Source organism: Mesorhizobium carmichaelinearum (assembly GCF_900199455.1).
In the GTDB taxonomy this organism is placed as follows: domain Bacteria; phylum Pseudomonadota; class Alphaproteobacteria; order Rhizobiales; family Rhizobiaceae; genus Mesorhizobium; species Mesorhizobium carmichaelinearum.
The window spans coordinates 446,770-469,956 of sequence record NZ_FZQR01000003.1; the positions used below are offsets into that span (position 1 = coordinate 446,770).

The 23,187-nt window shown below is 63.3% G+C and carries 18 protein-coding genes and 1 pseudogene; 7 read left to right on the forward strand and 12 right to left on the reverse strand.

Translation table 11 applies throughout. The features are described 5' to 3' along the window. Positions 1-70: 70 nt before the first annotated feature. On the forward strand, positions 71-991 hold the full coding sequence (locus tag CKW40_RS08830; protein ID WP_095199542.1) for a zinc-binding dehydrogenase: 921 nt from the start codon (positions 71-73) through the stop codon (positions 989-991). 9 nt (positions 992-1,000) lie between these two features. Here the strand turns inward: CKW40_RS08830 and CKW40_RS08835 are convergent, their stop codons facing one another. The 11 genes and pseudogenes from CKW40_RS08835 to CKW40_RS08885 form a co-directional block, all read right to left on the reverse strand. Continuing rightward, positions 1,001-1,753: an SDR family NAD(P)-dependent oxidoreductase gene (locus tag CKW40_RS08835; RefSeq protein WP_095199543.1), complete on the reverse strand. Its 753-nt coding sequence runs from the start codon at positions 1,751-1,753 to the stop codon at positions 1,001-1,003. 91 nt (positions 1,754-1,844) lie between these two features. Beyond that, complete coding sequence (locus CKW40_RS08840) at positions 1,845-4,121, reverse strand: transglycosylase domain-containing protein (protein WP_095199544.1); 2,277 nt, start codon at positions 4,119-4,121, stop codon at positions 1,845-1,847. Between the two features lie 359 nt (positions 4,122-4,480). Continuing rightward, entirely contained in the window at positions 4,481-4,861 is a 381-nt protein-coding gene (locus CKW40_RS08845; protein WP_095199545.1) for a hypothetical protein, read from the reverse strand. A gap of 112 nt (positions 4,862-4,973) precedes the next feature. Further along, on the reverse strand, positions 4,974-5,984 hold the full coding sequence (locus CKW40_RS08850; RefSeq protein ID WP_095199546.1) for a beta-propeller fold lactonase family protein: 1,011 nt from the start codon (positions 5,982-5,984) through the stop codon (positions 4,974-4,976). 159 nt (positions 5,985-6,143) lie between these two features. Next, the gene (locus tag CKW40_RS08855; RefSeq protein WP_179297886.1) at positions 6,144-8,111 is read right to left on the reverse strand and encodes an acyltransferase family protein; all 1,968 of its coding nucleotides are present in this window, start codon (positions 8,109-8,111) and stop codon (positions 6,144-6,146) included. A gap of 46 nt (positions 8,112-8,157) precedes the next feature. After that, positions 8,158-9,072 carry a hypothetical protein gene (locus CKW40_RS08860; protein ID WP_095199548.1) on the reverse strand — a complete coding sequence of 305 codons (915 nt, stop codon included), beginning with the start codon at positions 9,070-9,072 and terminating at the stop codon, positions 8,158-8,160. A 34-nt stretch (positions 9,073-9,106) separates the two neighbouring features. Further along, positions 9,107-9,253 (reverse strand): hypothetical protein, encoded by a 147-nt coding sequence (locus CKW40_RS08865; RefSeq protein ID WP_082525739.1) that lies wholly within the window; start codon positions 9,251-9,253, stop codon positions 9,107-9,109. Between the two features lie 25 nt (positions 9,254-9,278). Further along, a complete protein-coding gene (locus tag CKW40_RS08870) occupies positions 9,279-9,533 on the reverse strand; it encodes a GlsB/YeaQ/YmgE family stress response membrane protein (protein ID WP_095199549.1) in 255 nt (84 codons plus the stop codon). A 111-nt stretch (positions 9,534-9,644) separates the two neighbouring features. Beyond that, positions 9,645-9,848 carry a hypothetical protein gene (locus CKW40_RS08875; protein WP_095199550.1) on the reverse strand — a complete coding sequence of 68 codons (204 nt, stop codon included), beginning with the start codon at positions 9,846-9,848 and terminating at the stop codon, positions 9,645-9,647. Positions 9,849-9,941: 93 nt separating this feature from the next. Beyond that, on the reverse strand, positions 9,942-10,562 hold the full coding sequence (locus tag CKW40_RS08880) for a ribonuclease D (protein WP_095199551.1): 621 nt from the start codon (positions 10,560-10,562) through the stop codon (positions 9,942-9,944). 78 nt (positions 10,563-10,640) lie between these two features. Further along, positions 10,641-12,015 (reverse strand): annotated as a pseudogene (locus CKW40_RS08885) (M20/M25/M40 family metallo-hydrolase). Positions 12,016-12,540: 525 nt separating this feature from the next. Here CKW40_RS08885 and polA point away from each other — a divergent pair. Further along, positions 12,541-15,504 carry a DNA polymerase I gene (gene polA, locus CKW40_RS08890; protein ID WP_179297896.1) on the forward strand — a complete coding sequence of 988 codons (2,964 nt, stop codon included), beginning with the start codon at positions 12,541-12,543 and terminating at the stop codon, positions 15,502-15,504. A gap of 1 nt (position 15,505) precedes the next feature. Beyond that, a complete protein-coding gene (locus CKW40_RS08895; protein ID WP_143748263.1) occupies positions 15,506-16,057 on the forward strand; it encodes a hypothetical protein in 552 nt (183 codons plus the stop codon). Positions 16,058-16,066: 9 nt separating this feature from the next. Here the strand turns inward: CKW40_RS08895 and CKW40_RS08900 are convergent, their stop codons facing one another. Continuing rightward, positions 16,067-16,471 carry a Fur family transcriptional regulator gene (locus CKW40_RS08900; RefSeq protein ID WP_095199553.1) on the reverse strand — a complete coding sequence of 135 codons (405 nt, stop codon included), beginning with the start codon at positions 16,469-16,471 and terminating at the stop codon, positions 16,067-16,069. Between the two features lie 245 nt (positions 16,472-16,716). Between CKW40_RS08900 and CKW40_RS08905 the strand changes: the two genes are divergently transcribed. From CKW40_RS08905 to CKW40_RS08920, 4 genes are all read left to right on the forward strand, one after another. Beyond that, the gene (locus tag CKW40_RS08905) at positions 16,717-18,918 is read left to right on the forward strand and encodes a caspase family protein (protein ID WP_179297888.1); all 2,202 of its coding nucleotides are present in this window, start codon (positions 16,717-16,719) and stop codon (positions 18,916-18,918) included. 121 nt (positions 18,919-19,039) lie between these two features. After that, entirely contained in the window at positions 19,040-19,420 is a 381-nt protein-coding gene (locus tag CKW40_RS08910; RefSeq protein WP_095199740.1) for a hypothetical protein, read from the forward strand. Continuing rightward, positions 19,417-20,124 carry a DUF4760 domain-containing protein gene (locus CKW40_RS08915; protein WP_095199555.1) on the forward strand — a complete coding sequence of 236 codons (708 nt, stop codon included), beginning with the start codon at positions 19,417-19,419 and terminating at the stop codon, positions 20,122-20,124. The genes CKW40_RS08910 and CKW40_RS08915 overlap by 4 nt, the downstream gene beginning before the upstream one ends. Before the next feature lie 56 nt (positions 20,125-20,180). Then, positions 20,181-23,159: a caspase family protein gene (locus CKW40_RS08920; protein ID WP_244571133.1), complete on the forward strand. Its 2,979-nt coding sequence runs from the start codon at positions 20,181-20,183 to the stop codon at positions 23,157-23,159. Positions 23,160-23,187: the final 28 nt, after the last annotated feature.

A 23,187-nucleotide genomic window follows, 5' to 3' on the forward strand; every position in this document is an offset into this window, starting at 1 on the left:
ATCTAGATTATTCGTCAGCGCAAATCGATAGGCTCGGGTCGTTCTCGCCACAATTGGCAAAGGTGCACCCATGCTCGCCCTCACCATCTCTTCCGACAATGCCACCAGATTGAAACTCACCGAAGTGGACGAGCCACAGCCTTGCGCGAACGAAGCTCTGATCGCCGTCCGCGCGACCTCGTTGAACCGCGGCGAACTGCGCCTGCTCACCATACGCCCGGACGGCTGGATTCCAGGCCAGGACGTCGTCGGGATCGTCGAACGGGCGGCAGCCGATGGTTCCGGGCCGGCCGTGGGCACAAGGGTCGTGGCCTTGGTCGACGAAGCCGGCTGGGCCGAACGTGTCGCCGTTCCGACCGAGCGTCTCGCCGTTCTGCCCGATGAGGTCGGCTTCGTCTCGGCGGCCACGCTTCCGGTGGCGGGCACGACGGCGCTGAGGACCTTGCGCCACGGCGGTGACCTCACTGGCCAGCAGGTACTGATCACCGGTGCGAGCGGTGCGGTCGGCCGTTTCCAGATCCAGATCGCCCGCGAGCAAGGCGCGTCGGTAACAGCAATCGCCGCCGCCCGGCATGGCGACGATCTTCGCGGCCTGGGTGCCGAACAAGTCGTCGACGCGATCGAATTGGCCAAGGGACCGTTTTCGCTGATCACTGAATCGGTCGGCGGCCAAAGCCTCGCTCACGCGATCGAAAGCGTCGCACCTGGCGGGACCATCGTCATGTTCGGTTCGAGCAGTGGCGAGCTGACGCCGGTTGGATTCCGCCAGTTTGTTCCCGGCCATGAGGGCGCGAGGCTTCAGACCTTCGCCTACTACACGTCCGGCTCAGGCATTGGCACTGATATCGCCGCGCTGCTCACCCTGGTCGCGGCCGGCCGGCTGGAGACCCGCGTAGCCTTGACCTTGCCATGGACAGACATCGCCCAGGCCCTGGACGCCCTGCGACAGCGCAGCTTCAGCGGCAAGGCTGTTCTCACCATGGCCGGATAAGCAACCGGCTCACACGTGCTGGCCGCCATTGATGTGGATTTCCGAGCCGGTCACGTAGGAGGCCTGCTGCGAGCACAGGAAGAAGATGATGTCCGCGACTTCGGCCGTGGTGCCGAGGCGCCGCAGCGGAATGGTCTCGACGATCTTGTCCGTGCCCGGCGACAGGATCGCGGTGTCGATTTCGCCCGGCGCAATGGCGTTGACGCGGATGCCGTGCGGGCCGAAATCATGCGCCATCTCGCGCGTCAGCGAGCCGAGTGCGGCCTTCGATGTCGCATAGGCGGTGCCGGCGAAGGGATGCACGCGGGTGCCGGCGATCGAGGTGACGTTGACGATCGAGCCCTTGGCCGCCGCCAACTCCTTGAACAGGCCGCGCGCCAGCATGATCGGCGCAAAGAAATTGACCTGGAACACGTCGCGCCAGACATGCATCGGCGTGTCGATCGAGTCCATGCGGCTGTTGCCGTCCTTGAGCTTGGGCGAAATGCCGGCATTGTTGACCAGCGCGTGCAACTGCCCGCCATGCGCTTCCAGCCGATGGCGGATTTCCGAGACGGCAATGCCGACATCTTCCTGGTCGGCAAGGTCGACCTTGATGTGGTCCTCGGGGCCTGCCGGCCACGGGCAATCCTCGGCAAAGGCCTGGCGCGAACAAGTGATGACGCGCCAGCCTTCGCGTGAAAAACGCTTGACCGTAGCATGGCCAATGCCGCGGCTGGCGCCGGTCAGCACGATGGTTTTTCTGGTGTCGAGTTCAGCCATGTCGCGGTCTCCGGCCGGAGGTGTAGCCGAACACCGTGGCGCTGGCGAGAGGCGGATTGACGCCTCTACGAGCCGCCGGGGCGATCGCCGCTCAGCCCCCGCCCAGAATATCCAGGATCGAGGTCTGTTTCTTCTTCTTCAGCGGACCGCCAACATTGCCCGGCGGCACCGGATGCCCGACCGAAGCGGTGGTGCCGTCGTCCGCCGGCATGTTGAAGCCATCGGCATCGACGGTCTGGGCAGGCCGCGCCACGCGGGCCGGCGCTTGGGCCGCCGGCGCGGCTGCCTGCGCTGATGGCGCCTGCTGGCCAATCGACGCTGAGGGAACCGGCGCCGGCTGGTTGTTGTCGGCCGACGGTATGTCGTCGGGCACGATCGTATCGGCCGGCGTCGATTTCCAGGTGCCGGGCAGCGGCCGCACCGGCACGCCTTCGTGTGCTGCGACCATGAATTCGTGCCAGGCCTGCGCCGGCAGCGCGCCGCCGGTGACCTTCTTCATCGCCGTGCCGTCATCATTGCCGAACCACACGCCGGTGGTGAGATTGGCGGTGTAGCCGACGAACCAGGCATCGCGCGAATTCTGGCTGGTGCCGGTCTTGCCGGCCGACGGCCAGGCAAAAGCCGCCTTCTTGGCGGTGCCGATCTCGACGGTGCCGGTCATCATCGAGTTCATCATGCCGACGATCTCGGGTTTGACCACACGCGGCGCGCTGCCGCCACCGCTGTCATAGAGCACCTTGCCCTCGGCGGTCGTGATGCGGCGGATGAAGTGGATATCCGGCTTGTAGCCGCCATTGGCGAACGGCACATAGGCCGAGGTCAGCTCCAGCGGGGTCACTTCCGAAGTGCCGAGCGCGATCGAGGTGTTGGCCTGCAGCTCGGACTGGATGCCCATGCGATGCGCGGCCTCCACCACCGCGTTCGGCCCGACCTCCATGGTCAGTTGCGCTGCAACCGAATTCAGCGACTTGGCCAGCGCCGTCGCCAGTGTGACCTTGCCAAAGTACTTGCCGCCGTAATTGTCCGGCGTCCAGTTACCGATCTTGATCGGCGCGTCGTTGCGGATGCTGTCTGGCGTGCGGCCCCCTTCAAGCGCGGCCATATAGACAAACGGCTTGAACGCCGAGCCCGGCTGCCGGCGCGCCTCCGAGGCGCGGTCGAACTGGCTGGTCGAATAGTCGTAGCCGCCGACCATGGCGCGCACCGCGCCGGAATCGTCGATCGACACCAGCGCGCCCTGGGTGACGTTGAGCTTCTTGCCGCTTTCATCGATCAGCCGGCGGATCGACTGTTCGGCAAGCTTCTGCAGGTTCAGGTCGACGGTGGAGTCGATGACGATGTCGCCGCGCACGTCGCCGATCAGGTCGGGCAGTTCTTCCATGATCGTGTCGGCGACATAGTTTTCCGAGCCCGTCCAGTAGGACGGCGAACGCGTTGCCGGCGCGCTCAGCGCCGTCTTCAACTCCTTGTCGCTGATCTTGCCCTCTTCGCGCATCGCTGCGAGCACGAGCTGCGAGCGCTCCTCGGCGGCCTTGGGATCGCGCGCCGGCGACAGCCGCGACGGCGCCTTTAAGAGCCCGGCAAGCAGGGCGGCCTCCGACAAAGTGACATCGCGCGCGCTCTTGCCGAAATAACGCCGCGACGCCGCCTCGACACCGTAGGCGCCGGAACCGAAATAGACCCGGTTGAGGTACATTTCGAGGATCTGGTCTTTGGTGTGCTTGTGCTCCAGCCACAGCGCCAGCAACACCTCCTGCACCTTGCGCTCCAGCGTGCGGTCAGGCTTCAGGAACAGGTTCTTGGCCAATTGCTGCGTCAGCGTCGAACCGCCTTGCGAGAAATGCCCGCCAAGCAGATTGGTCACCATGGCACGCGACAGGCCGATCGGGTCGACGCCGAAATGCGAATAGAACCGGCGGTCCTCGATGGCGATGACGGCTTCCGGAATATAGGGCGACATTTCGTGCAGGCCGACCGCCTCTCCGCCGCTCATGCCCCTGTTGGCGAGCAGTTGGCCATCGGCCGAGACGATCTTGATGTTGGGAGCACGGTCGGGGATCGACCAGGTGGTGGCCGCCGGCATCTTGGCGCCGTAGTAGATGACGACGCCCGCCACAGCGATGCCGCCCCAGATGGCGAGCACGAAGCACCAGTAGAACAGCCGGCCAAGCACGCCGAACAGGCCGCGGCGGCTCCTGCCGCGCCCGCCGCGCGACGATTTCGCCTTCGACGATCTGCGTTTGGCGGAGGCTTTGCGGTTGCTCGGCACGACGCGGTCCTCCTCGCTCACCGAAAGGCCCGTCTGGGATCGCGTCTGAGGCGGTCCCTCAAAACTGGGCTCGATGCGGCTGTCTCTGCGGTTCGCCATGCCTTGCGCTTGATATCCCCGGTGCTAACGGCGTCCGGGTTGAAGAGTAGATGCGGCGGTTTAAAGGCGGGTTAAGTCGGAAAAATTCAAAGCAATTGATAATCAAATGCCTGGGGTCAGGCAGCTATCGCTCTGTTCGAGGCCCTGATTTTGGCGCTGGCAAACGGTCGCGGCCGCCGCGATGGAACAATCCTCGCCATGGCATTTTGTCTGGGGCGGCAAGCCAAAGCCACTCTCAACCGCGACCCATGCAGTCGCGGACATGTTCCGCATTAGGGCGCGATCGCAAATGGTCACAGCTTCGCGTTCGACCGCGCCCCAAATCACCCATCACCAGGTGATCACCTGGTGGACATGCGTCAGCCGATCGCCGCACGGACCGAGAGCGCTGCCCTGGACGATTGCATAACCTCGCCGACATGGCAGTAGCAGACGATCTCGTGCAGTTGGTGGTCGGTCAGCTCGAAGAAGCGCTTGGCTTCGCCATAACTGTCGTCTTTCAGACCCTCGTCGTGCAAAATGGGGTCCGTGAAGGCAACCGCTATCGGCGAGCCATCGCCTCGCATGACATCGCGCTCCGGCAGCGCACGGTATTCGGTCCCGGCAAGCGCGGTCAGCAGCCGGCTGGGCTCACGTTCAAGAAGCTCGGCCCAACGTGCGAGACGTTGGGTTCGGCTCATTACCGGCTGTGTGTTGACCTCGGCCACTGCATGCAGTTGGTCCAGTGTTTGGTGTTTCATGGCAACCTCCTAGTAATAGTTGGTTGACCCCAAACGCCCTGTATCGACATCATAGCGCCGAAGCGTCGATCCGTCATTCTAATTCCATGTGGGCGCAAGCGCGCTTCCGGCACTACGCCGATGCAATGGCCCCGTCTTGCCGGCAATTTTCAACCCCACCGAGTATCGACGACAGCGCGAAAAAGGCCAGCGTCTGCTCCTCGCAGGTCACCGCCACGACGCTGTTCGACCGGTCGATGTCGAGGCCTTTCGGGCCGCCTTCCTCGGGGCTGGCCCTGCCGCGCAGGAAGGTGTCCTCGTCGAGCACGGTGACCGAGCGCGCGGGCGCTCGCGGTCCCGTCCAGTCACCATCGCCGGCATAGACACGCACCATCCGGCTGCCGGCGTCGGCGACGAGGATGTGCCGGTCGTCGCCGGTGAAGCGCACGCCGTGCGGATAGCCGGCGTGCTGCAGGACGCCGGCGGGTTCGGTGTCTGGTCCAAGCGACGTAGACATGCGGTAGAGTTTCACATCCTGGGTGCCGTGGCTGCTGACCGCGATCCAGCGGCCGTCATGGCTGAGCGCAATGCCGTCCGGTATATCGAGACCACGTTCCAGCAGCCGCTGGTTGCTTGTCGTGCGATAGCCAAGCCAACGGTTGATCACGTGCCGGGTGACCAGATGCGTGTAGTTGTTGCAGACCAGCAGGCTGACGCGGCCGTGCAACTCAAGCCTGACGGCAATCGAACCCGGCGAATTCAGTTTGCATAGCCGCCTGCCCTTCACCCGGCGCATAGCTGATATCGCGCAACTCTGGCCAGCCGGTTCCTCACGCGGCAGGCTGAAGATCGCAACGAGCCCATCGCGGTTGGCGATCGCCAGGGTGCGGTCGTCGATGAAATCCAGGCCATGGATTTCGCCCATATCGTCTGATGTCAGCTCCATGAAATCGTGGATCGTGACATCTGGACCATCGGATCCGGCCTCGATGTCGATGCGCAGGACCAGCAAGCACTTGCGCGCATAGCCGGCAATGGCCAGCAATCGATTGTCCGGTGAAAAGCGTAGGTCCTCCGTGCGTCCGATAGCCGAAAGCGCCGCCCGCACCGCCGCGCTGGCCTTGAAGGCGATCCCGGGAATCATTTGCGATCCGCCCAGGATATCGAACGATGGAAAGGACCGAGAAGTGTCTAATTGTTCCCGGTCCATCGACGACTGCTTGCCCCGCTTTGATGGTGCCGACTAAGCCCGATCGCGCCCTCGACGGTCAAGCGCAATACAGGGATTCCCAGGCCATACCGGTTAGAGTCCCGCCGCCTTCGCCAGATAGGGCGCGAGCGCCAGCGCGTAGGTCGCCGTCATATGGTGATAATCGCGCCAGACGACGATGTTGCCGACAACAGCGGCGCATGTTTCCTTGCCGCACATGGCATCGTTCATGTCGACGACACGGACATCAGGCAATGGCGCGGCGGCGAGCGCAAAGACGTTGCTTGCCTCCACCTCCTTGCGCGCGGTGATGCATTTGTCCGGGTCGGCGGCCAGGCAGTCGCCGGGATCGAACTTGACGAAGGGCGTGTTGCGGATGGCGATGATCTTCACACCCGCTTTGTTCAACTCGCTCCAGATGCTGCGCAGGCCTTCGATCATCGCCGGCTCCGGCGTGTCGGAATAGCGCGACTGGCTGGTGAACATCAGATCGGGCCGTAGCTTGCCGATCTCGGCCAGCACATTGTCGCGCCATTGCACACAGGCTTCATAGGGTTTGCCGTTTTCCGTCACCACAGCGCGGGTGAAAGGGCAAGCCGCCTTGGTGAAGGTGACCAGTTTCCATTTGCGGTCCCTGGCGATCTTGTCGATGGCGGGAACCCATTGCGCGGCATGCGAATCGCCGGTGACCACAATGGTCCGGCTTCCCTCCGGATCGCCCAGCTGGCAGCCCACCGGCTCCGTGCTGTCCTGCTCCTGGTGGCATTTCAGGCGGTAGACGACCGGCACGTCGCGCTTCAGCTTGCCAAGCGGCGGCAGCAACTCCACGCCATCCGGAACCGCGGCATTGGCCAGCAGCGCGGCAGGCCCGGGATATCCAGGGGTTCCGATCAGGTTGATGTCGACGCCTTGACGGTCGAGCGCGTAGCCAAGACCGCCGGATGCTATCACGCAGACGGCAATTGCAGCCGAACCGTAGGCCAGCGGGCGCCATTCTGTTCGCGATTGCGGCCGGCGGTACCGCTGTTCGATATAGCGGTATGACAGCTCGGAGATGCCGAGCGTCAGCGCCATCAGCCCAAGCCCCGCAAGCACTCCGACAGCGGGGCGATCTGCCGTGTAGAAGACAATCAGCGGCCAGTGCCAGAGGTAGATCGAATAAGAGCGATCGCCGACATAGCGCAGGATCGTAACGTCGAGCCCGCGGAACCGGCCAAGCCTGATATCGCCAGCCGCTATGACCAGCACGGCGCCCAGCGTCGGCAGCAAGGCGTGGAAGCCGGGAAACGGTGTCGAGGCGGAAAACAGCAACGCCGAGATCACGATGGCGCCGATACCTGCCGCCACCATGGCAAGGCGCGATGGCGCGGCTGGCGAGAACCCTTCGCCGGCCAGCGCCAACAGCCCGCCCAGCGCCAGTTCCCAGAGACGGGTATGGGTGACGAAATAGGCCCAGGCCGGATCGGCTTGGGTCACGACCACCGAGGCCGCCAGGGATCCGGCGAAAACAAGGGTCAGTGCGACCAGCAATGCAGCCTTCGGGGATCGCCCGAGACGCCGGGCAAGCCAGATGACCGCCGCCACCAGCAACGGCCAGACGATATAGAACTGCTCCTCGATCGACAGCGACCAGTAATGCTGCACCGGGCTTGGCGCTTCCGCCGCCCCGAGATAGTCGACCGCCTGCAAGGCGAGCCGCCAGTTCTGCACGTAGAGCGCGCTGGCCGCGACCTGGACGGCCGTCTCTTCCCATCGCGCCTTGGACAGAAACAACAGCGTCCCGGCGAGCGTGACGAGAAGGGCCAGGACCGCCGCCGGCAACAGCCGCCGCACGCGCCGCGAATAGAATGTGACCAGCCAGGCGCGGCCGCCGGCTGTCGCCATGCGGGCAAGCAGACCGGTGATGAGAAAGCCCGAGATGACGAAAAACACGTCCACCCCGACATAGCCGCCGGGAAGAACCGTGGGCCAGAGATGGAAAACCACCACCAGGGCGACGGCAACGCCGCGCAACCCCTGGATTTCGGGGCGCCAGCCATGCTCCTCGCTTCTATCGATCAAGGCTGCCCGCCATCTGGAAATCGAGCGATGTGATGACCCCCATTTTTCAGATCGGCTCGAACTTCACATCCGGCTGGTCAGGACCACCGGCTTGCCGCAGCAGGGCAACCAGGTGTTCGCGCCTGTCGACCGGCTGTTTTCGCCAGTTCGAGGCATTCGTTACATGCAGCCAGCCATCAACCAACATGAAAAAGTCCTCATGCTGATCATCTCCCTCGCCGAAGCGAAGCAAGCTGTTCTGCGTGAACCTGACCGACGCCGGATCTATCGACCGGTAAAGCAGCGGCCAGTTGCCGCCGCCGGAATCCATATGAAACCTGTAGCTCGGGGCGAAATCCAGCGGTCGTCGCAGCAGGCTTCCGTCGAAGTAGCAGAAGCCAGGCCATAGGAACCAGCCGCCCGGCGTCGGCGTGTCGTGCCGCACGCTGCCATAGAGGCTCTTGCCTTCAAGCCGGTCACGGATTGAAAATGGCTCCGTCGGAAAGATGTCATGGTCGATGAAGCCGAAGAGCTTCGGGCCAAAGCCGGTCATGAAATTCCGAACGATCCAGTTGAGCGCCTGGCCGTGCGATCTGCTGACCACCAGCCTGTTCCTCGGCAACGAGACATAGGGGACGTGCTGGCGACGGCAGAGGTCGCGGATTGCGTCCCTTGCCTCCTCCTTCTTGCTGTTGTCGAAGACGATGTAGCTCTCGTGCTCGGCCAGGTATCGGCGCACGAGATGGATTTGCCATGCGATCACATCAGGCCGATTGAAGGCGACGGTGGCGACGATCGCGTTGCGAAACGCTTGCTGTCGCCCCTGCAATTCACTGACCGGCGCAGATGTCCTCAGGAAGCGAAAAGTCCGCCAGCGATAGCGCAGCAACGCCTCGCGCCTTGGCGGCCTGTTCAGCCGCTCCCATTCCGCAATGGAAATCCTGGGCGGATTTTCACCTTCCGGCGCGTCGGAAGCCCCCATAGCGCGCTCCTGCATCCGCCAATTATCGGCAGGCTCAGTTCTGCTGGATCGAAATGCCCTTGTCGTCGATCTTGAGTTCGACGCCTTTCGGCTTCGTCTGCTCGCGGTAGACATAGATGCCGAGAGCAATGACCACGACGACGAGCGCGCCAATGAGGAGATAAAGTGTGTTCTGCTTCATGGCGCGCTCTTTCGGTTGCCGAGCCTCACGCTCGCTTCAGGACCTTGACCAGCACCAAAAGGATGATGGCGCCGATCGTGGCGTGGATGATGGAAGCGAGAATGCCGCCGCCGATGGAAAAGCCGATCCGCGGCAACAGCCAGCCGGCGATAAACGCGCCGACGATGCCGACGATGATGTTGCCGATCAGGCCGAAGCCGAAACCGGAAACGATGAGACCGGCAAGCCAGCCGGCGATGGCACCAATGATGATGAAGACGAGCAGGCTTTCGACGCCCATGGCGATTTCCTCCGAGCAAAGAGGGCAAGCGCGGAGCGGAAGGCTCCGAATCGGCCCCGATATCAACGGCTTCAGGCTATTCGAAAGCAACTGGCCTCGCCAGCTTCGCGCTCACTGGTCGTCATCGTCACCGGCAGTGGGTCGCCAACTGGTCGGCTCGACCTTCTTTTGCGTATTGCTGTCGATGTAGACCCACCAGCCGCCATCGCGGTATTGCGCGATGGATTCGTTGACGACGCCGTCGCTGTCTTTCCACATGACAGAAAACTTGGAGCCGTCGGTCGGCGCTGTCGATATCGGCTTTCGGTCGGCCATCCAATCCCCCATTGAGCCGTTAACCTGCGCCGACAAAACGCGGCGGCCAGCATCTGGTTCCAGCCAGCCACCGGCCAGAAGGCTTTCAAGCCATCAGCTGTGAGCGAAGATATCCTCTTCGTCCCAGCCCATCAGGTCAAGCTTCGCCCGCGTCGGCAGGAAGCGGAAGCAGGCATCGGCTTCCTTTGTCCGCCCATCGCGTGCCAGCCGCCCGGCCAGCACATCGCGCAGCCGGTGCAGATAGAGCACGTCGGAGGCGGCATATTCGAGCTGCTCGGGCGACAGCGTCTCGGCCGCCCAGTCCGACGATTGCTGCGCCTTGGACAGGCCGACGCCGAGAAGCTCGAAGCAGATATCCTTCAGTCCGTGCCGGTCGGTATAGGTGCGGGTCAGCCGTGAGGCGATCTTGGTGCAGAACACCGGTTCGGGCATCACCCCAAACGCGTTGTAGAGCACGGCAAGGTCAAACCGGCCGAAATGGAAGAGCTTCGTGACGCTGCGATTCCTGAGCAGGCTGACGAGGTTCGGCGCCTTCTTCTGGCCGGGTGCGATCTGGATGACGTCGGCGCTGCCGTCGCCGGGCGATATCTGCACCACGCACAACCGGTCGCGATGCGGGTTCAGCCCCAGCGTCTCGGTGTCGATAGCCACCGCCTCGACATTGTAATGCGAAAGGTCGGGCAAATCATGCTTGTGGAAACGGATGTCGGCCATTGTCTTCTCCGGTCGCGGCGTTCCCCGTCCTCGCCGCGATCCGGTGAAAAATCAACAAGAAAACGACTTCTCCGCCGCTCAGCGCGTCAGTGCATCGAGAATACGCGCCCAGGAGCGCTGGCCCTTGTGGAAGGAGGAGAGCTCATATTTCTCATTGGGCGAGTGGATGCGGTCGTCGTCGAGGCCGAAGCCGACCAGCAGTGACTCGATACCGAGATAAGTCTGGAAATCGCCGACAACCGGGATTGATCCGCCACTGCCGGTCGTGACCGCCTGTTTCTCCCATTCGTCCGACAGTGCGTCCTTGGCCTTGGCCAGGAACGGCGAGTCGTAGGAAAGCTGGATCGCCGGCGAGCCGCCATGCGGGTGGAATTCGACCGAGCAATCGGCCGGGATACGTTCCCGCACGAACGCCTGAAACGCAGCACGGATTGCCTTCGGGTCCTGTTTGTGGACGAGGCGGAATGATACCTTGGCCGAGGCTTCCGCCGCGATCACCGTCTTGAATCCCTTGCCGGTATAGCCGCCAATGATGCCGTTGAACTCGGCCGTCGGCCGCGCCCAGCACCGAGCGGCCCTTTTCGCCTGACGGGATCGACAGGCCGACAGGCCCGAGGAAAGTCTCAGCCGTCTCGCCCAGACTTTCCCAAGACTTCAGAACCTGTGAGGGTGTTTCCTCGACACCGTCATAAAAGCCGGGGATGGTGATGTGGCCATCCTTGTCGTGGATGTCGGCCAGCACCTTGGCCAGAATACGGATCGGATTGGCGGCAGCACCGCCATAAAGCCCCGAATGCAGGTCGCGGTCAGCCGCCTTGACCGTGACCTCCTCGCCAACCATCCCGCGCAGCGAAACGCAGATGGACGGCGTCTCGCGGTCCCACATGCCGGTGTCGCAGACCAGCGCGAAATCGGTGCTGAGCTCGGCGGCATTGGCCTCGAGGAACGGCTTCAGCGACGGTGAACCGGATTCCTCCTCGCCCTCGAACAGGATGGTGACACGGCACGGCAGATTGCCATGCACCTGTTTCCAGGCGCGGCAAGCCTCGACGAAGGTCATTAGCTGGCCCTTGTCGTCGGCCGAGCCGCGCCCGGTGATCACCTTGTGGTCGGGCCCAACCTGCTTGATGGCGGGCGCGAACGGATCGTTTTCCCACAATTCGATCGGGTCGACCGGCTGCACGTCGTAATGGCCGTAAAACAGCACATGCGGCGCGCCGGCCGGGCCCTCATGATGCGCAACCACCATCGGATGGCCTGGCGTGTCGCGCACGCTGGCGTCGAAGCCGATCAGCTTGAGCTCCGCCACCAGCCATTCCGCCGCCTTGCGGCAGTCGGCGGCATAGGCCGGATCGGTGGAGATCGACTTGATCCTGAGCAGGCCGAACAGGCGTTCGAGGCTCTGGTCGAGATTCTTGTCGAGACGGTCGAGGACGGGGGAAACTGCGGACATTTGGCAAGCCTTTCGATTCAGTGCCGGAACCGTAAAGGCAGAGCGGCGAAACGAAAAGCCCGGGACGATTGGACCACGGCCCAAGTCGGCTGCCGCTAATGCATGTCGCCCAAAAGTGGCCCCGGTTTTGGGAGAACGACATGCATAAAAACAATGACCTAAAGCGCATCGCCCGAATCCGATCAAACGCGATGCGCTTTAGGCAAAAAAAGACCGCCGTGGTGGAGGGGGAACCACGGCGGCCTCATACTCGAAACGATGCGGCAGCCCGGAGAGGGGGGATAGGCTGCCGCAATTGTCCGGGATAGGCGGGGGACGGGCCTTGCTCCGGACTTCGGCGAAAACTGCCGATGACGTGTATTTGGGTCTCCGAACGTGGCGATTCAAGGGCATCAACGTTACACTTTTGTAACGTGCTCGTGACCGGGCCTGTATGACCCCGATCTGTCAGGGTGTTGCCGGAACCGATACCGGGCGGTGTCTTTGGCATGGACCAAGCCATCGCGCCGCGCTATCCCTGCCGGCATGAAAAAAGGCGATCATCTCTTCCTCATCGACGGCTCCGGCTACATCTTCCGGGCCTATCACGCACTGCCGCCGCTGACCCGTAAGTCCGATGGTCTGCCGGTCGGCGCCGTTTCCGGTTTCTGCAACATGCTGTGGAAGCTGATGCAGGATGCCCGCAACACCGATGTAGGCATTGTGCCGACGCATTTCGCGGTCATTTTCGACTATTCCTCGAAAACCTTCCGCAACGAGCTCTACCCCGAATACAAGGCCAACCGCTCGGCGCCGCCGGAGGACCTGATCCCGCAATTCGGCCTGATCCGCCAGGCGACCAAGGCGTTCAACCTGCCCTGCATCGAGATGGAAGGCTTCGAGGCCGACGATCTCATCGCCACCTATTGCCGGCTGGCCCGCGAAGCCGGCGGCGACACCACCATCATCTCCTCCGACAAGGATCTGATGCAGCTGGTCGGCGACACGGTCGGCATGTACGACCCGATGAAGGACCGTCAGATCGGCATTCCCGAGGTCATCGAGAAATGGGGCGTGCCGCCGGAAAAGATGGTCGACCTGCAGGCGCTGACCGGCGATTCCGTCGATAATGTGCCCGGCGTGCCCGGCATCGGGCCGAAGACGGCGGCGCAGTTGCTGGAGCAGTTCGGCGACCTCGATGGGCTGCTGGCCCGCGCCGCCGAGATCAAGCAGGACAAAAGGCGCGAATCGATCATCGCCAACACCGACAAGGCGCTGATCTCGCGCCAACTGGTGACGCTGAAGAACGACGTGCCGGTGACCGACGGGCTGGACGATTTCGTCCTGCATGCGCCGGACGGGCCGAAGCTGATCGGCTTCCTCAAGACCATGGAATTCACCTCGCTGACCCGCCGCGTGGCGGAAGCCACCAGCACCGAGGCCGGCGACGTCCAGGCCGTCGCGGTGACGGTCGAACGCGCCGACCACGCGCACGGCCCTGATGTCGGCGCCGGAGCGCCGGTTGTGGCCCGCAGCGGTGCCGATCCGGGCCAGGCCAACGGCGCGGCAGCCACCACACCGACGACGGACACCGCCAAGCAAGGCGATACCCCTTCCCTGCTCTCAGCCTTGCGGCTGGAGCGTGCGGCAACCGGCAAGATCGACACGGCGGCCTATCCCTGCATTCGCGATATCGCGACCTTGAAAGCCTGGGTCGCCGAGGCGCGCGAGGCTGGCATCACCGCCTTCGACGTCAGGGCAACATCGGGCGATCCGATGCAAGCCGAACTGATCGGCATGGCGATAGCCACGGCGCCCGGCCGCGCCGGCTACATTCCCTTCGCCCATAAGAGCGGCAATGGAGACCTGCTCGGCGGCGGCACGCTCGAAAACCAGATCCCGCTTCGCGAGGCGCTGGCGGTGCTGAAACCGCTGTTCGAGGACAAATCGGTCCTCAAGATCGCGCAGAACCTGAAATACGATCTGGTCATCATGAGCCGCTACGGCATCGATGTCGCGGCGTTCGATGACACGATGCTGATCTCCTACGTGCTCGATGCCGGCACGCCACATGGTCACGGCATGGACGCGCTGGCCGAGAAATGGCTAGGCCACACCCCGCTCCAGCTCAAGGATGTGACCGGATCCGGCAAGAGCTCGGTTGGTTTCGACCAGGTCGACATCGACAGGGCGACCGCTCATGCCGCCGAGGACGCCGATGTGACGCTGCGGCTTTGGCTGGTGTTGAAGCCCCGGCTTGCCGCCAAGGGCCTGGTCTCGGTCTATGAGCGGCTGGAACGGCCGCTGGTGCCGGTGCTGGCGCGCATGGAACAGCGCGGCATCTCCGTCGACCGGCAGATCCTGTCGCGACTGTCGGGCGAACTGGCGCAAGGCGCTGCCCGGCTCGAAGAGGAAATCTACCAGCTCATCGGCGAGCGCATCAACATCGGCTCGCCCAAGCAGCTCGGCGATATCTTGTTCGGTCGCATGGGCCTGCCCGGCGGCTCCAAGACCAAGACCGGGCAATGGTCGACCTCGGCGCAACTGCTGGAAGACCTTGCCGCCGAAGGCCACGAACTGCCGCGCAAAATCGTCGACTGGCGGCAGCTGACCAAGCTGAAATCGACCTACACCGATGCGCTGCCCGGCTTCATCCACCCAGACACCAGGCGCGTCCACACATCCTACGCGCTGGCCGCGACGACGACGGGCCGTTTATCCTCCTCCGATCCGAATCTGCAGAACATTCCGGTGCGCACCGCCGAAGGCCGCAAGATCAGGACCGCCTTCATCGCCGACAAGGGCAACCGGCTGGTCTCGGCCGACTACAGCCAGATCGAACTGCGCGTGCTCGCCCATGTCGCCGAGATCCCGCAATTGCGGCAGGCCTTCGCCGACGGCGCCGACATCCATGCCATCACCGCGTCGGAAATGTTCAACGTACCGGTGGCGGGCATGCCGTCCGAAATCCGCCGCCGCGCCAAGGCGATCAATTTCGGCATCATCTACGGCATCTCCGCCTTCGGCCTCGCCAACCAGCTGTCGATCCCGCGCGAGGAAGCCAGCAACTACATCAAGAAATATTTCGAGCGTTTCCCCGGCATCCGCGACTATATCGAGGAAACCAAGGCCTATGCCCGCGAGCACGGCTTCGTCGAAACCATCTTCGGCCGCCGCATCCATTATCCGGACATCCGCTCGTCCAACCCGTCGCTGCGCGCGTTCAACGAGCGCGCCTCGATCAACGCCCGCCTGCAAGGCACCGCCGCCGACATCATCCGCCGCGCCATGGTGCGCATGGAGGAAGCGCTGGACAACGCGAAACTGTCGGCCCGGATGCTCCTGCAGGTGCATGACGAACTGATCTTCGAGACGATCGAGGCCGAAGTCGAGGCTACCATCCCCGTCGTGCGCCATGTCATGGAGAACGCGGCGATGCCGGCGGTATCGATGTCGGTGCCGCTGCATGTCGACGCGCGAGCCGCTAACAACTGGGATGAGGCGCATTGAGGTGGACATCTATCTCACCTACCGCGGCCAAATTCCGTCGAAAAAAAGCAGCTTGGACGCGATTTGGAACATGCGAAGGAGCTTCCATGGCCAGTTGATGAAGCTTTGGGGCAAAGAGCCTTTCGCAATCCTCAAAAAATGGGAAGATTCGAATTTCGCTGCAAAGGCACCGAACTTTCTACGCAAAGTCGGCGATCAACTGTTCGTTCCATTTTACAGCGAGGCGGCCGGCGTCGGCGTGAAACTAGAGATCAAACTACTGACTGGTTTGCCGGAGCAGCAGGCGGTTATCAGGAGCGGCGATCTGGACAATCGCTTAAAGCGAATAATCGACGCACTTCGCGCGCCTACTCAAAAAGGCGAAATTATCGCGAGCCTTGAGCCGGACTCTCGTTGGTACTGCGTTATGGACGACGACAGTTCTGTAAAAGAGGTAACAGCCTCGCTCGCGCCGTACCTAGATTCGAACGACCCAAGCGAATCTTTTGTGTTTGTGAGGATCAGGACGTCACCGTCGGCCGTCACATTTGCAAACCTAGCCATGCTGTTCTGAAATTGGCAGTTAAGCAGCCTCAGCCCGGCACTTGGCACACACGCCGCGAAACTCAATCACCGCCTTCTTGGCGGCGAAGCCGGTCGAACTGACCCATTCGTTCAGCCGGTGGTCGACATCGTGATCGGACATCTCGGTCACCTGCCCGCAGGTGTCGCAGATGGCGAAAGCGGTCATCGAATGGCTGTGGTCGTGCGGTTCGGCGCAGGCGACGAAGGAATTGATGCTTTCCAGCCGGTGCACGAAGCCGGATTTCACCAGCGTGTCGAGGGCTCGATAGACCTGCAACGGCGCGCGGAAACCGCGCTCGCGCAGCTGGTCAAGCAAGGTGTAGGCGCTGAGCGGCCCGCTGGCGGCCTCGAGTTTCTCGAGCACGCACACCTGGTTTTTCGTCAGCACATCCCTTGCCGCCATGGTTCTGTTCCAACTTGTCCTGCGCCATCCCCGAGCTGTTTGCCTGTGCAAACGGCCCGATCCCATTCAGATAGCGACGAACCGTCGTCTTTGCTACTCTTCTGTTGTTGTCCCGGGCCAATCGATAAAGTGCCGGCACATTTGACGATGACAGGGTTGATGGCGCAGCGACATTCAAAATACTGACAAAATCCTCGACGAGGGTGGTTTCGCTTGGGAAATTCGATCGGGCTTGGGGAAGCGATATGATCAAATTGACACGCCGGACGCTGCTTGTCGGCACGTCCGCGCTGATGGCGGCCGGTACGCTCTCGTTCCGCGCACTGGCGGCATCGCGCACCTACCATGCGCTGCTGGTCGCCTGCACCGAATATCCTGCCCTGCCGCAGAGGAACTGGCTGATCGGGCCGAAGAACGATGCCGGCCTGGTGCACGAGTATCTGCTGAAGAACGTGCCCGACCCGGTGCGCTTCGCGCCTGAAAATGTCACGCTGCTCGCCAAGGATGTGCCCGGCGCCAATGGCTTGCCGACCCATGCGGCGATCAAGGCGGCGTTGGCAGATCTGGCGGCCAAGGTTCAGCGTGACGATTTCGTCTATCTGCATCTGTCCGGCCATGGCGCCCAGCAGCCTGAAATGGTCAAGGGCGACGAGACCGACGGGCTCGACGAGATTTTCCTGCCGGTCGACATCGAGAAATGGATAAACCGCGACGCCGGCGTCCCGAACGCGCTGGTCGACAATGAGATCGGTGATGCGCTCGATGCCATCCGCAACAAGGGCGCCTTCGTCTGGGCTGTCTTTGACTGCTGCCATTCCGGCACCGCGACCCGCGCCGTCGAGGTCGACGACGAGCTGGAACGCAAGGTCGAATTCGCCGACCTGGTCGGCGGCGACGAGGCTGCCAGGGCGGCCGCCATCAAGACCTATGAGGACACGGTCGCAAGCGCTTCGCGCGGCCTCGACGAGAACGGCGCGCGCAAACCCGCCTTCAACCTGACGCCCACCGGCGGCGAGCCGATCACCAAGGGCAAGCTGGTCGCCTTCTATGCCGCGCAGACGGTCGAGACGACGCCGGAGATGCCGCTGCCCAAGGGCACGACGGATGCGCCGCGCTTCGGCCTGTTCACCTTCACCATCCTGTCGAAACTGGCTGAAAACCCCAACGTCACCTATCGCCAGCTTGGCCAGGCCGTGCTGCAGCAATATTCGGCCGACAGCCGCACCCGGCCGACGCCGCTGTTCGAGGGCGAACTCGACGCGCGCGTCTTCGGCACCGACAAGACCGACGCGGTCATGCAGTGGCCCATCGTCGTCAAGGACGGTGAAGCGACGATCGGCGCCGGCCTGCTGCATCGCCTTACCCCTGGCAGCAAGCTCGCCATCCTGCCGTCGGCGCTGTCGTCGCTGTCCGACGCGGTCGGCTATCTCGAAGTGCAATCGGCAAAAAACCTGGAAAGCCACGTCAAGCCGGTCGAGTTCGAGAAGAAGCCGGCACTCAAACTGGCCGACATTCCCGCCAACGCCTATGCGCGGGTGGCGGAGATCGCCGTCGATTACAAACTCGCCGTCGCGCGGCCGGCCGCGACCAAGGGACTGGAGAAGGAAACCGAGCTGGTCAATTCGGTTCTCGACGAGCTGGCCGCGGCCAAGGAGACCGGCTTCAACATCGAGCTGGTCGATCCCGGCAAGAGCGCCGAGCTGCGCTTTGCGGTGATGCGCGAGAACGCCATTGCAGGCGCCGCCAAGGACGCGTCCGACAAGCCGGCGCTGTGGTTCCTGCCGGCATCGGGCGACGTGACCCTGAAGGACGGCAGCAAGCCGCCGCTGATCATCATCCATCCGGACGACCGCCAGAAGCTGGTCGATGCCACGACCAGGAATTTGCGCACCATCTTCCGGGCCACCGGGCTGTCGCGGCTGGCGGCGGCCTCCGACTACAAGCCCGAGGATGTCGACGTCCAGTTCCAGGTCAAGCGCCGTGACAAGGATGGGCTCGAGCCCTTGCAAGCTTCCGCTGTGCCGCGCGTCTCGCCGGGGGACGAGGTGCATGTGCTGGCCAAGAACAGCTCGGCCCAGCTGGTCGACATCAACGTGCTCTATGTCGGCAGCGACTATTCGATCACCCACATCGTTGCCGAGCGCCTCGCCCCGCAAGCCACGCTGGAGGAAGGGCTGCTCGCCTTCACCGACACCAGCTTCGGCATGGAGCGGATGATCGCGGTGCTGACCGAGGCGCCGCCTGAGAGCGAGAAGGAGGATCTGAGCTTCCTGGCGCAGGACGGCGTCGCGTCGATGACGCGCGGCCTCGGCCCCGCCAGCTTCTCCGACATGCTCGCCGATATCGGCGCGGCGCCACCGACCCGCTCGGTGATGCGGCTTGCCGACAAGAGCGGGCCGAAGGGCGCGGTGATGATCTTCCCGATGGAGACGGTGCCACGCGCCTGAATTCCGGCGCCGGACCGCACGGCCCGGTGCAGCCGGCTCTTGCGCGATTGGCGCGATATGAGAACATTCCCGGCCGCAGCCATGGCGCATGATGGCCGGACAAAAGCAGATAGGATCGATTGTGAAGAATTCTGTGTTTTCCTGGCGTGGCGCGGTGGCCGGCTTGGCCGGCAGCCTGTTGCTGATCGCCAACGCTTCGGCAGAGGACGCTTGCGGCCTGTGCGTCAAGCAGATCGTCACCAACTCGGAACTGGCGACCTGTTTTCTCGATCAGTACGATCAGATCGCCAAAAGCAACAGCAACGCCGTCGTGGTCGATCTCTCGAGCTGTGCCTCGCGCGGCATCGTCGAGGCACTGCCGTCACCGACAAAGGCGCCTGCGGAACCGGACGTGCAGTTCATGGTTTCGCGCCCGCAACTGCAGTGCCTGAAGAAGCAGCTGGAGACGCCGGGCATCGTGCTTGATCCCTCCGCCACCATCGAACTGGACAACTGCAAATGAAGAAGCCGGGGGGCACGACAAAGCAGGCAGAGGTGGCAGCGCCCGCCAAGGCGCCGGCGGCGAAGCAGACACTGCCGGAAACCACCGAAGGCTTTCCCTGGCCAAGCAGCCATGAGATCAAGAAGGAGAGCAATCCCTTCACCGATCGCGACTGGCGCATGCTCGTCTATGCCTGGTCGGGCTTGCTGGTGCGTTTCGCCATCATCTTCACCCTGGCATTCTCGGTCTATCAGTTCCTGGCCAACCAGGAGCAGAAGCGCGTCGAGCAGACCATGTCGCTGGTCGAGCTCTGGGAAACCAAGGACTACCAGCAGGCGCAGCGGGCACTGAAGGATCGTCTCGCCGCCCTCAATGCCAAATACGACAATCTGCTCAGCGCCAATCCCTCGCCGACCGAGGAACAGGTTTTTCGGCAACGCATCGGCATCGAGGCGATGACCGCCTCCGGTGGCGACATGCCGCTTGCCGATTTCAACGAGAATTTCGACCGCATCGTCTACTTCCTCAACCGCCTGTCCTTCTGCGTCGACGGTAACCTGTGTTCGCGCAAGGTGACCGACGCCTATTTCCGCGACTATGCCGTCTCGTTCTGGAGTTATTTTGCCGGCTATGTCGACAAGCAGCGCAAGGCCGGTTCGCCGACTTTCGCCACGGCGATCGAGGCCTATGTGCGCAACGGGCAACCGGCGGCCGAAGCCAAATAGCGATGGGAAAGGCCGGGATCAGCGTCCGCCTCATGCGTGCCTGCAGGTGGCTGGCCATGGCTGGAGCCTTGGTCACGGCCTCGGCCGTCCGTGCCGAGGACGCCCCTGATTTCCATCTCGACCTCGACACTGGCGGCCATACCGCACGGATTGCCGACCTTGCCTTCACACCCGACGGTGAGGATCTCGTCTCGGCATCCGACGACAAGACCATCCGCATCTGGGACTGGCAGAGCGGCGTGACGCTGCGCACCATCCGCGGCTATCTCGGCAATGGCAATGACGGCAAGATCTTCGCGGTCGCGGTCTCGCCGGATGGCAAGACGATCGCCGCCGGCGGCTATTTCGGCGCCGGCCTCGGCGACAAGCCGCCCTATGGCGATATCAGGCTGTTCGACTTCGCCACCGGCAAGATCAAGGCCTTGCTCAAGGCCGCCGACTACGCGACCTATGACCTCGCCTTCTCGCCCGATGGAAAGACGCTTGCCGCCGGCGGTGCCGACGGCGTCGTCTATCTCTGGAAACAGGACGACAAGGCTACGTCCGGCTGGACGCTGGACAGGAAGCTCGATGCCGATTCCTGGCACATCGACAAGCTGGCTTTCGCCGCAGGAGGAACCCGGTTGGCGGCAACGACAACCGACAACGGCATCCGGCTCTGGGATGTCGCCAAGGGCGAGGAGATCGCCTTGCCGGCTGACGCCGAGCCATTGCGGGACATCAGCGTCATGGCGCTGGCCGCCTCGCAGGACGGCAGCCTGTTCGCCACCGGCAGCAAGGACGGCCAGGTCCAGCTCTGGCACGCCGTCGACGGCACGTTGGTGCGCGCCATGCCGAAGCAGGATTTCCTCATCGGCTCGCTGACCTTCGCCAAGGGATCGCTTCTGGTTGCCTCCTGCGGCTATCGCTGCGCCGACAAACATCGCTCCACCGTCTGGAATACCGACACCGGTGAGAAGCTGCGCGACTACAGCGGCCATGACGGCACCGTCTATGCCGGCGCCGTCAATGCCGACGGCTCGCTGGTGGCGACCGCCGGCGGCACCCGCAACGCCATCCAGGTCTGGGATCCGGCGACCGGCGAGCGCAAGGCCTTGCTGCAAGGGGCGGGCGAGCCGGTGACCGCCATCGGCCTCGACGCGGCGAACGGCATCATCGCCTGGGGCAATGCCAACCCTTGCCCCGAGCGCGTGGCTTGCCCGGAGCAGTTGGGCGCGCTGGACAACAAGCTGGAGCTGCCCACCACCGAGCGGTTCTTCGAGGATCCCCAACCTCTGACGGAGCCGGGCTCGTTTGCCCGCGCCACGCTGACTGACGGTGAGTGGTCGCTGCATGCCACGGCAGGCGGCAAGGACGCGCTGGAAAACGCGGTGCTGGAGATCGCCAATGGCGGCAAGACGGTGCGCTCGATCGAGAACGACGCCACCAACGGCTTTGTCCATTCCGCCTTCACGCTGATCGACAACGGGCTTGGGCTGATCACCGGCGGCAATGACGGCACGCTGCTGGAATACAAGGCCGCGACCGCCAGGGTTTCCGGCGAATTCACCGGCCATACTGGCGAAATCAACGCCATGGTCGCCTCGGAGAAAGCCGGCCTGCTGGTCACCGGCAGTGCCGACCAGACGGTGAGGCTGTGGAACCTGACGACGCACGAGCTGATCGTGTCGATGTTCTTTGCCGGCTCGCAATGGATCGCCTGGATGCCGCAGGGCTATTACTATTCCTCTGACGAGGGCGACAAGCTGATTGGCTGGCACGTCAACCAGGGCCGCGATCATGAAGGCCGCTTCATCCGCGCCGGCCAGCTGAAGAAATATCTCTGGAGCCCGGAAATGGTGCGCAGGGCGATCATCCTGCGCAGCGCCAAACAGGCGGTCAAGGAGATGCGGCCGGGCGTCGACAATGAGCTGCAGAAGCTTTTGCAGCGCAAGCCGCCGGAATTCGGCATCCGCCTGGCCGAAGACCAGAGCCAGGTCCGCGACGGCTATGTCGCCGTCGAGATCACAGGCGCCAAGGAAGCCGGCGCCGATGTCGCCGGTTTCTCGATCCTGTCGAACAGCCGCAATGTCGGCGACGTCACCACGCGTTCGGCGGACGGCAACCACACCATCGTCGAGGTGCCGGTCGAGGACGGCCAAAACACCATCCGCATCACCGGCACCAACGAATATGGCTATCTGACCGAACGCAGCGTGACGGCGCTGGCGAGGAAGACCGAGAAGGCCGAAGCCAAGGGCAAGCTCTATGTCGCCGTCATCGGCGTCGACAAATATCCGTTCCTGACCGACGCCTGCTCCGGCCACGCCTGCGATTTGCGCTACCCCGTCGACGACGCCACCGAATTCCTCAAAGTGGTCGCACAGAAATCGGCGCCTTTGTTCTCGTCGATGGAGACGCTGGTTCTGGTCAACCGCGAGGCGCTCGACGAAAGCCCCGACAAGGCGCAACAGACCTACACGGTCGCCAGCGCCGACAACATCATGGAGCCGGATTCGCACACGATCGATGATCAGCTCGCCGACTTCCTCGACAAGCCTGGCGAGCACGACACCACCATCGTCTTCGTCGCCGGCCATGGCATCAACATCGACGAGGACTACTATTTCATCCCGACCGATGGCCGCAAACAGGATGCCGAACGCTGGAAGCGTTCGTCGCTTGTCGATTGGGGTGACATCCAGAAATCGGTCGAACGGGCCAAGGGCATGCGCTTCATGCTGCTCGACACCTGCCACGCCGCCAATGCCTTCAACCCGCGCCTGGAAAAGGATGCGCAGGACGCGCGCATCGTCGTGTTCTCCGCCACCGCGGCCAACAACACCGCCGCCGAATTGCCGGAACTCGGCCACGGCGTCTTCACCTATTCGATCCTCGAAGGCTTGCGCGGCAAGGCGCGGACATCCGACGGCGGCGTGACGCTGTTCGGGCTCGCCGATTTCATTTCGCGCGAGGTGGTGCGGCTGACCGCGTCGAAGCAGAAGCCGTTCTATTATGTCGGTGGCGTGGAGAATATCGTGTTGGCTGAGCCGTGAGGGGTCTGCGCCAAGTTGCCCCCCTCTG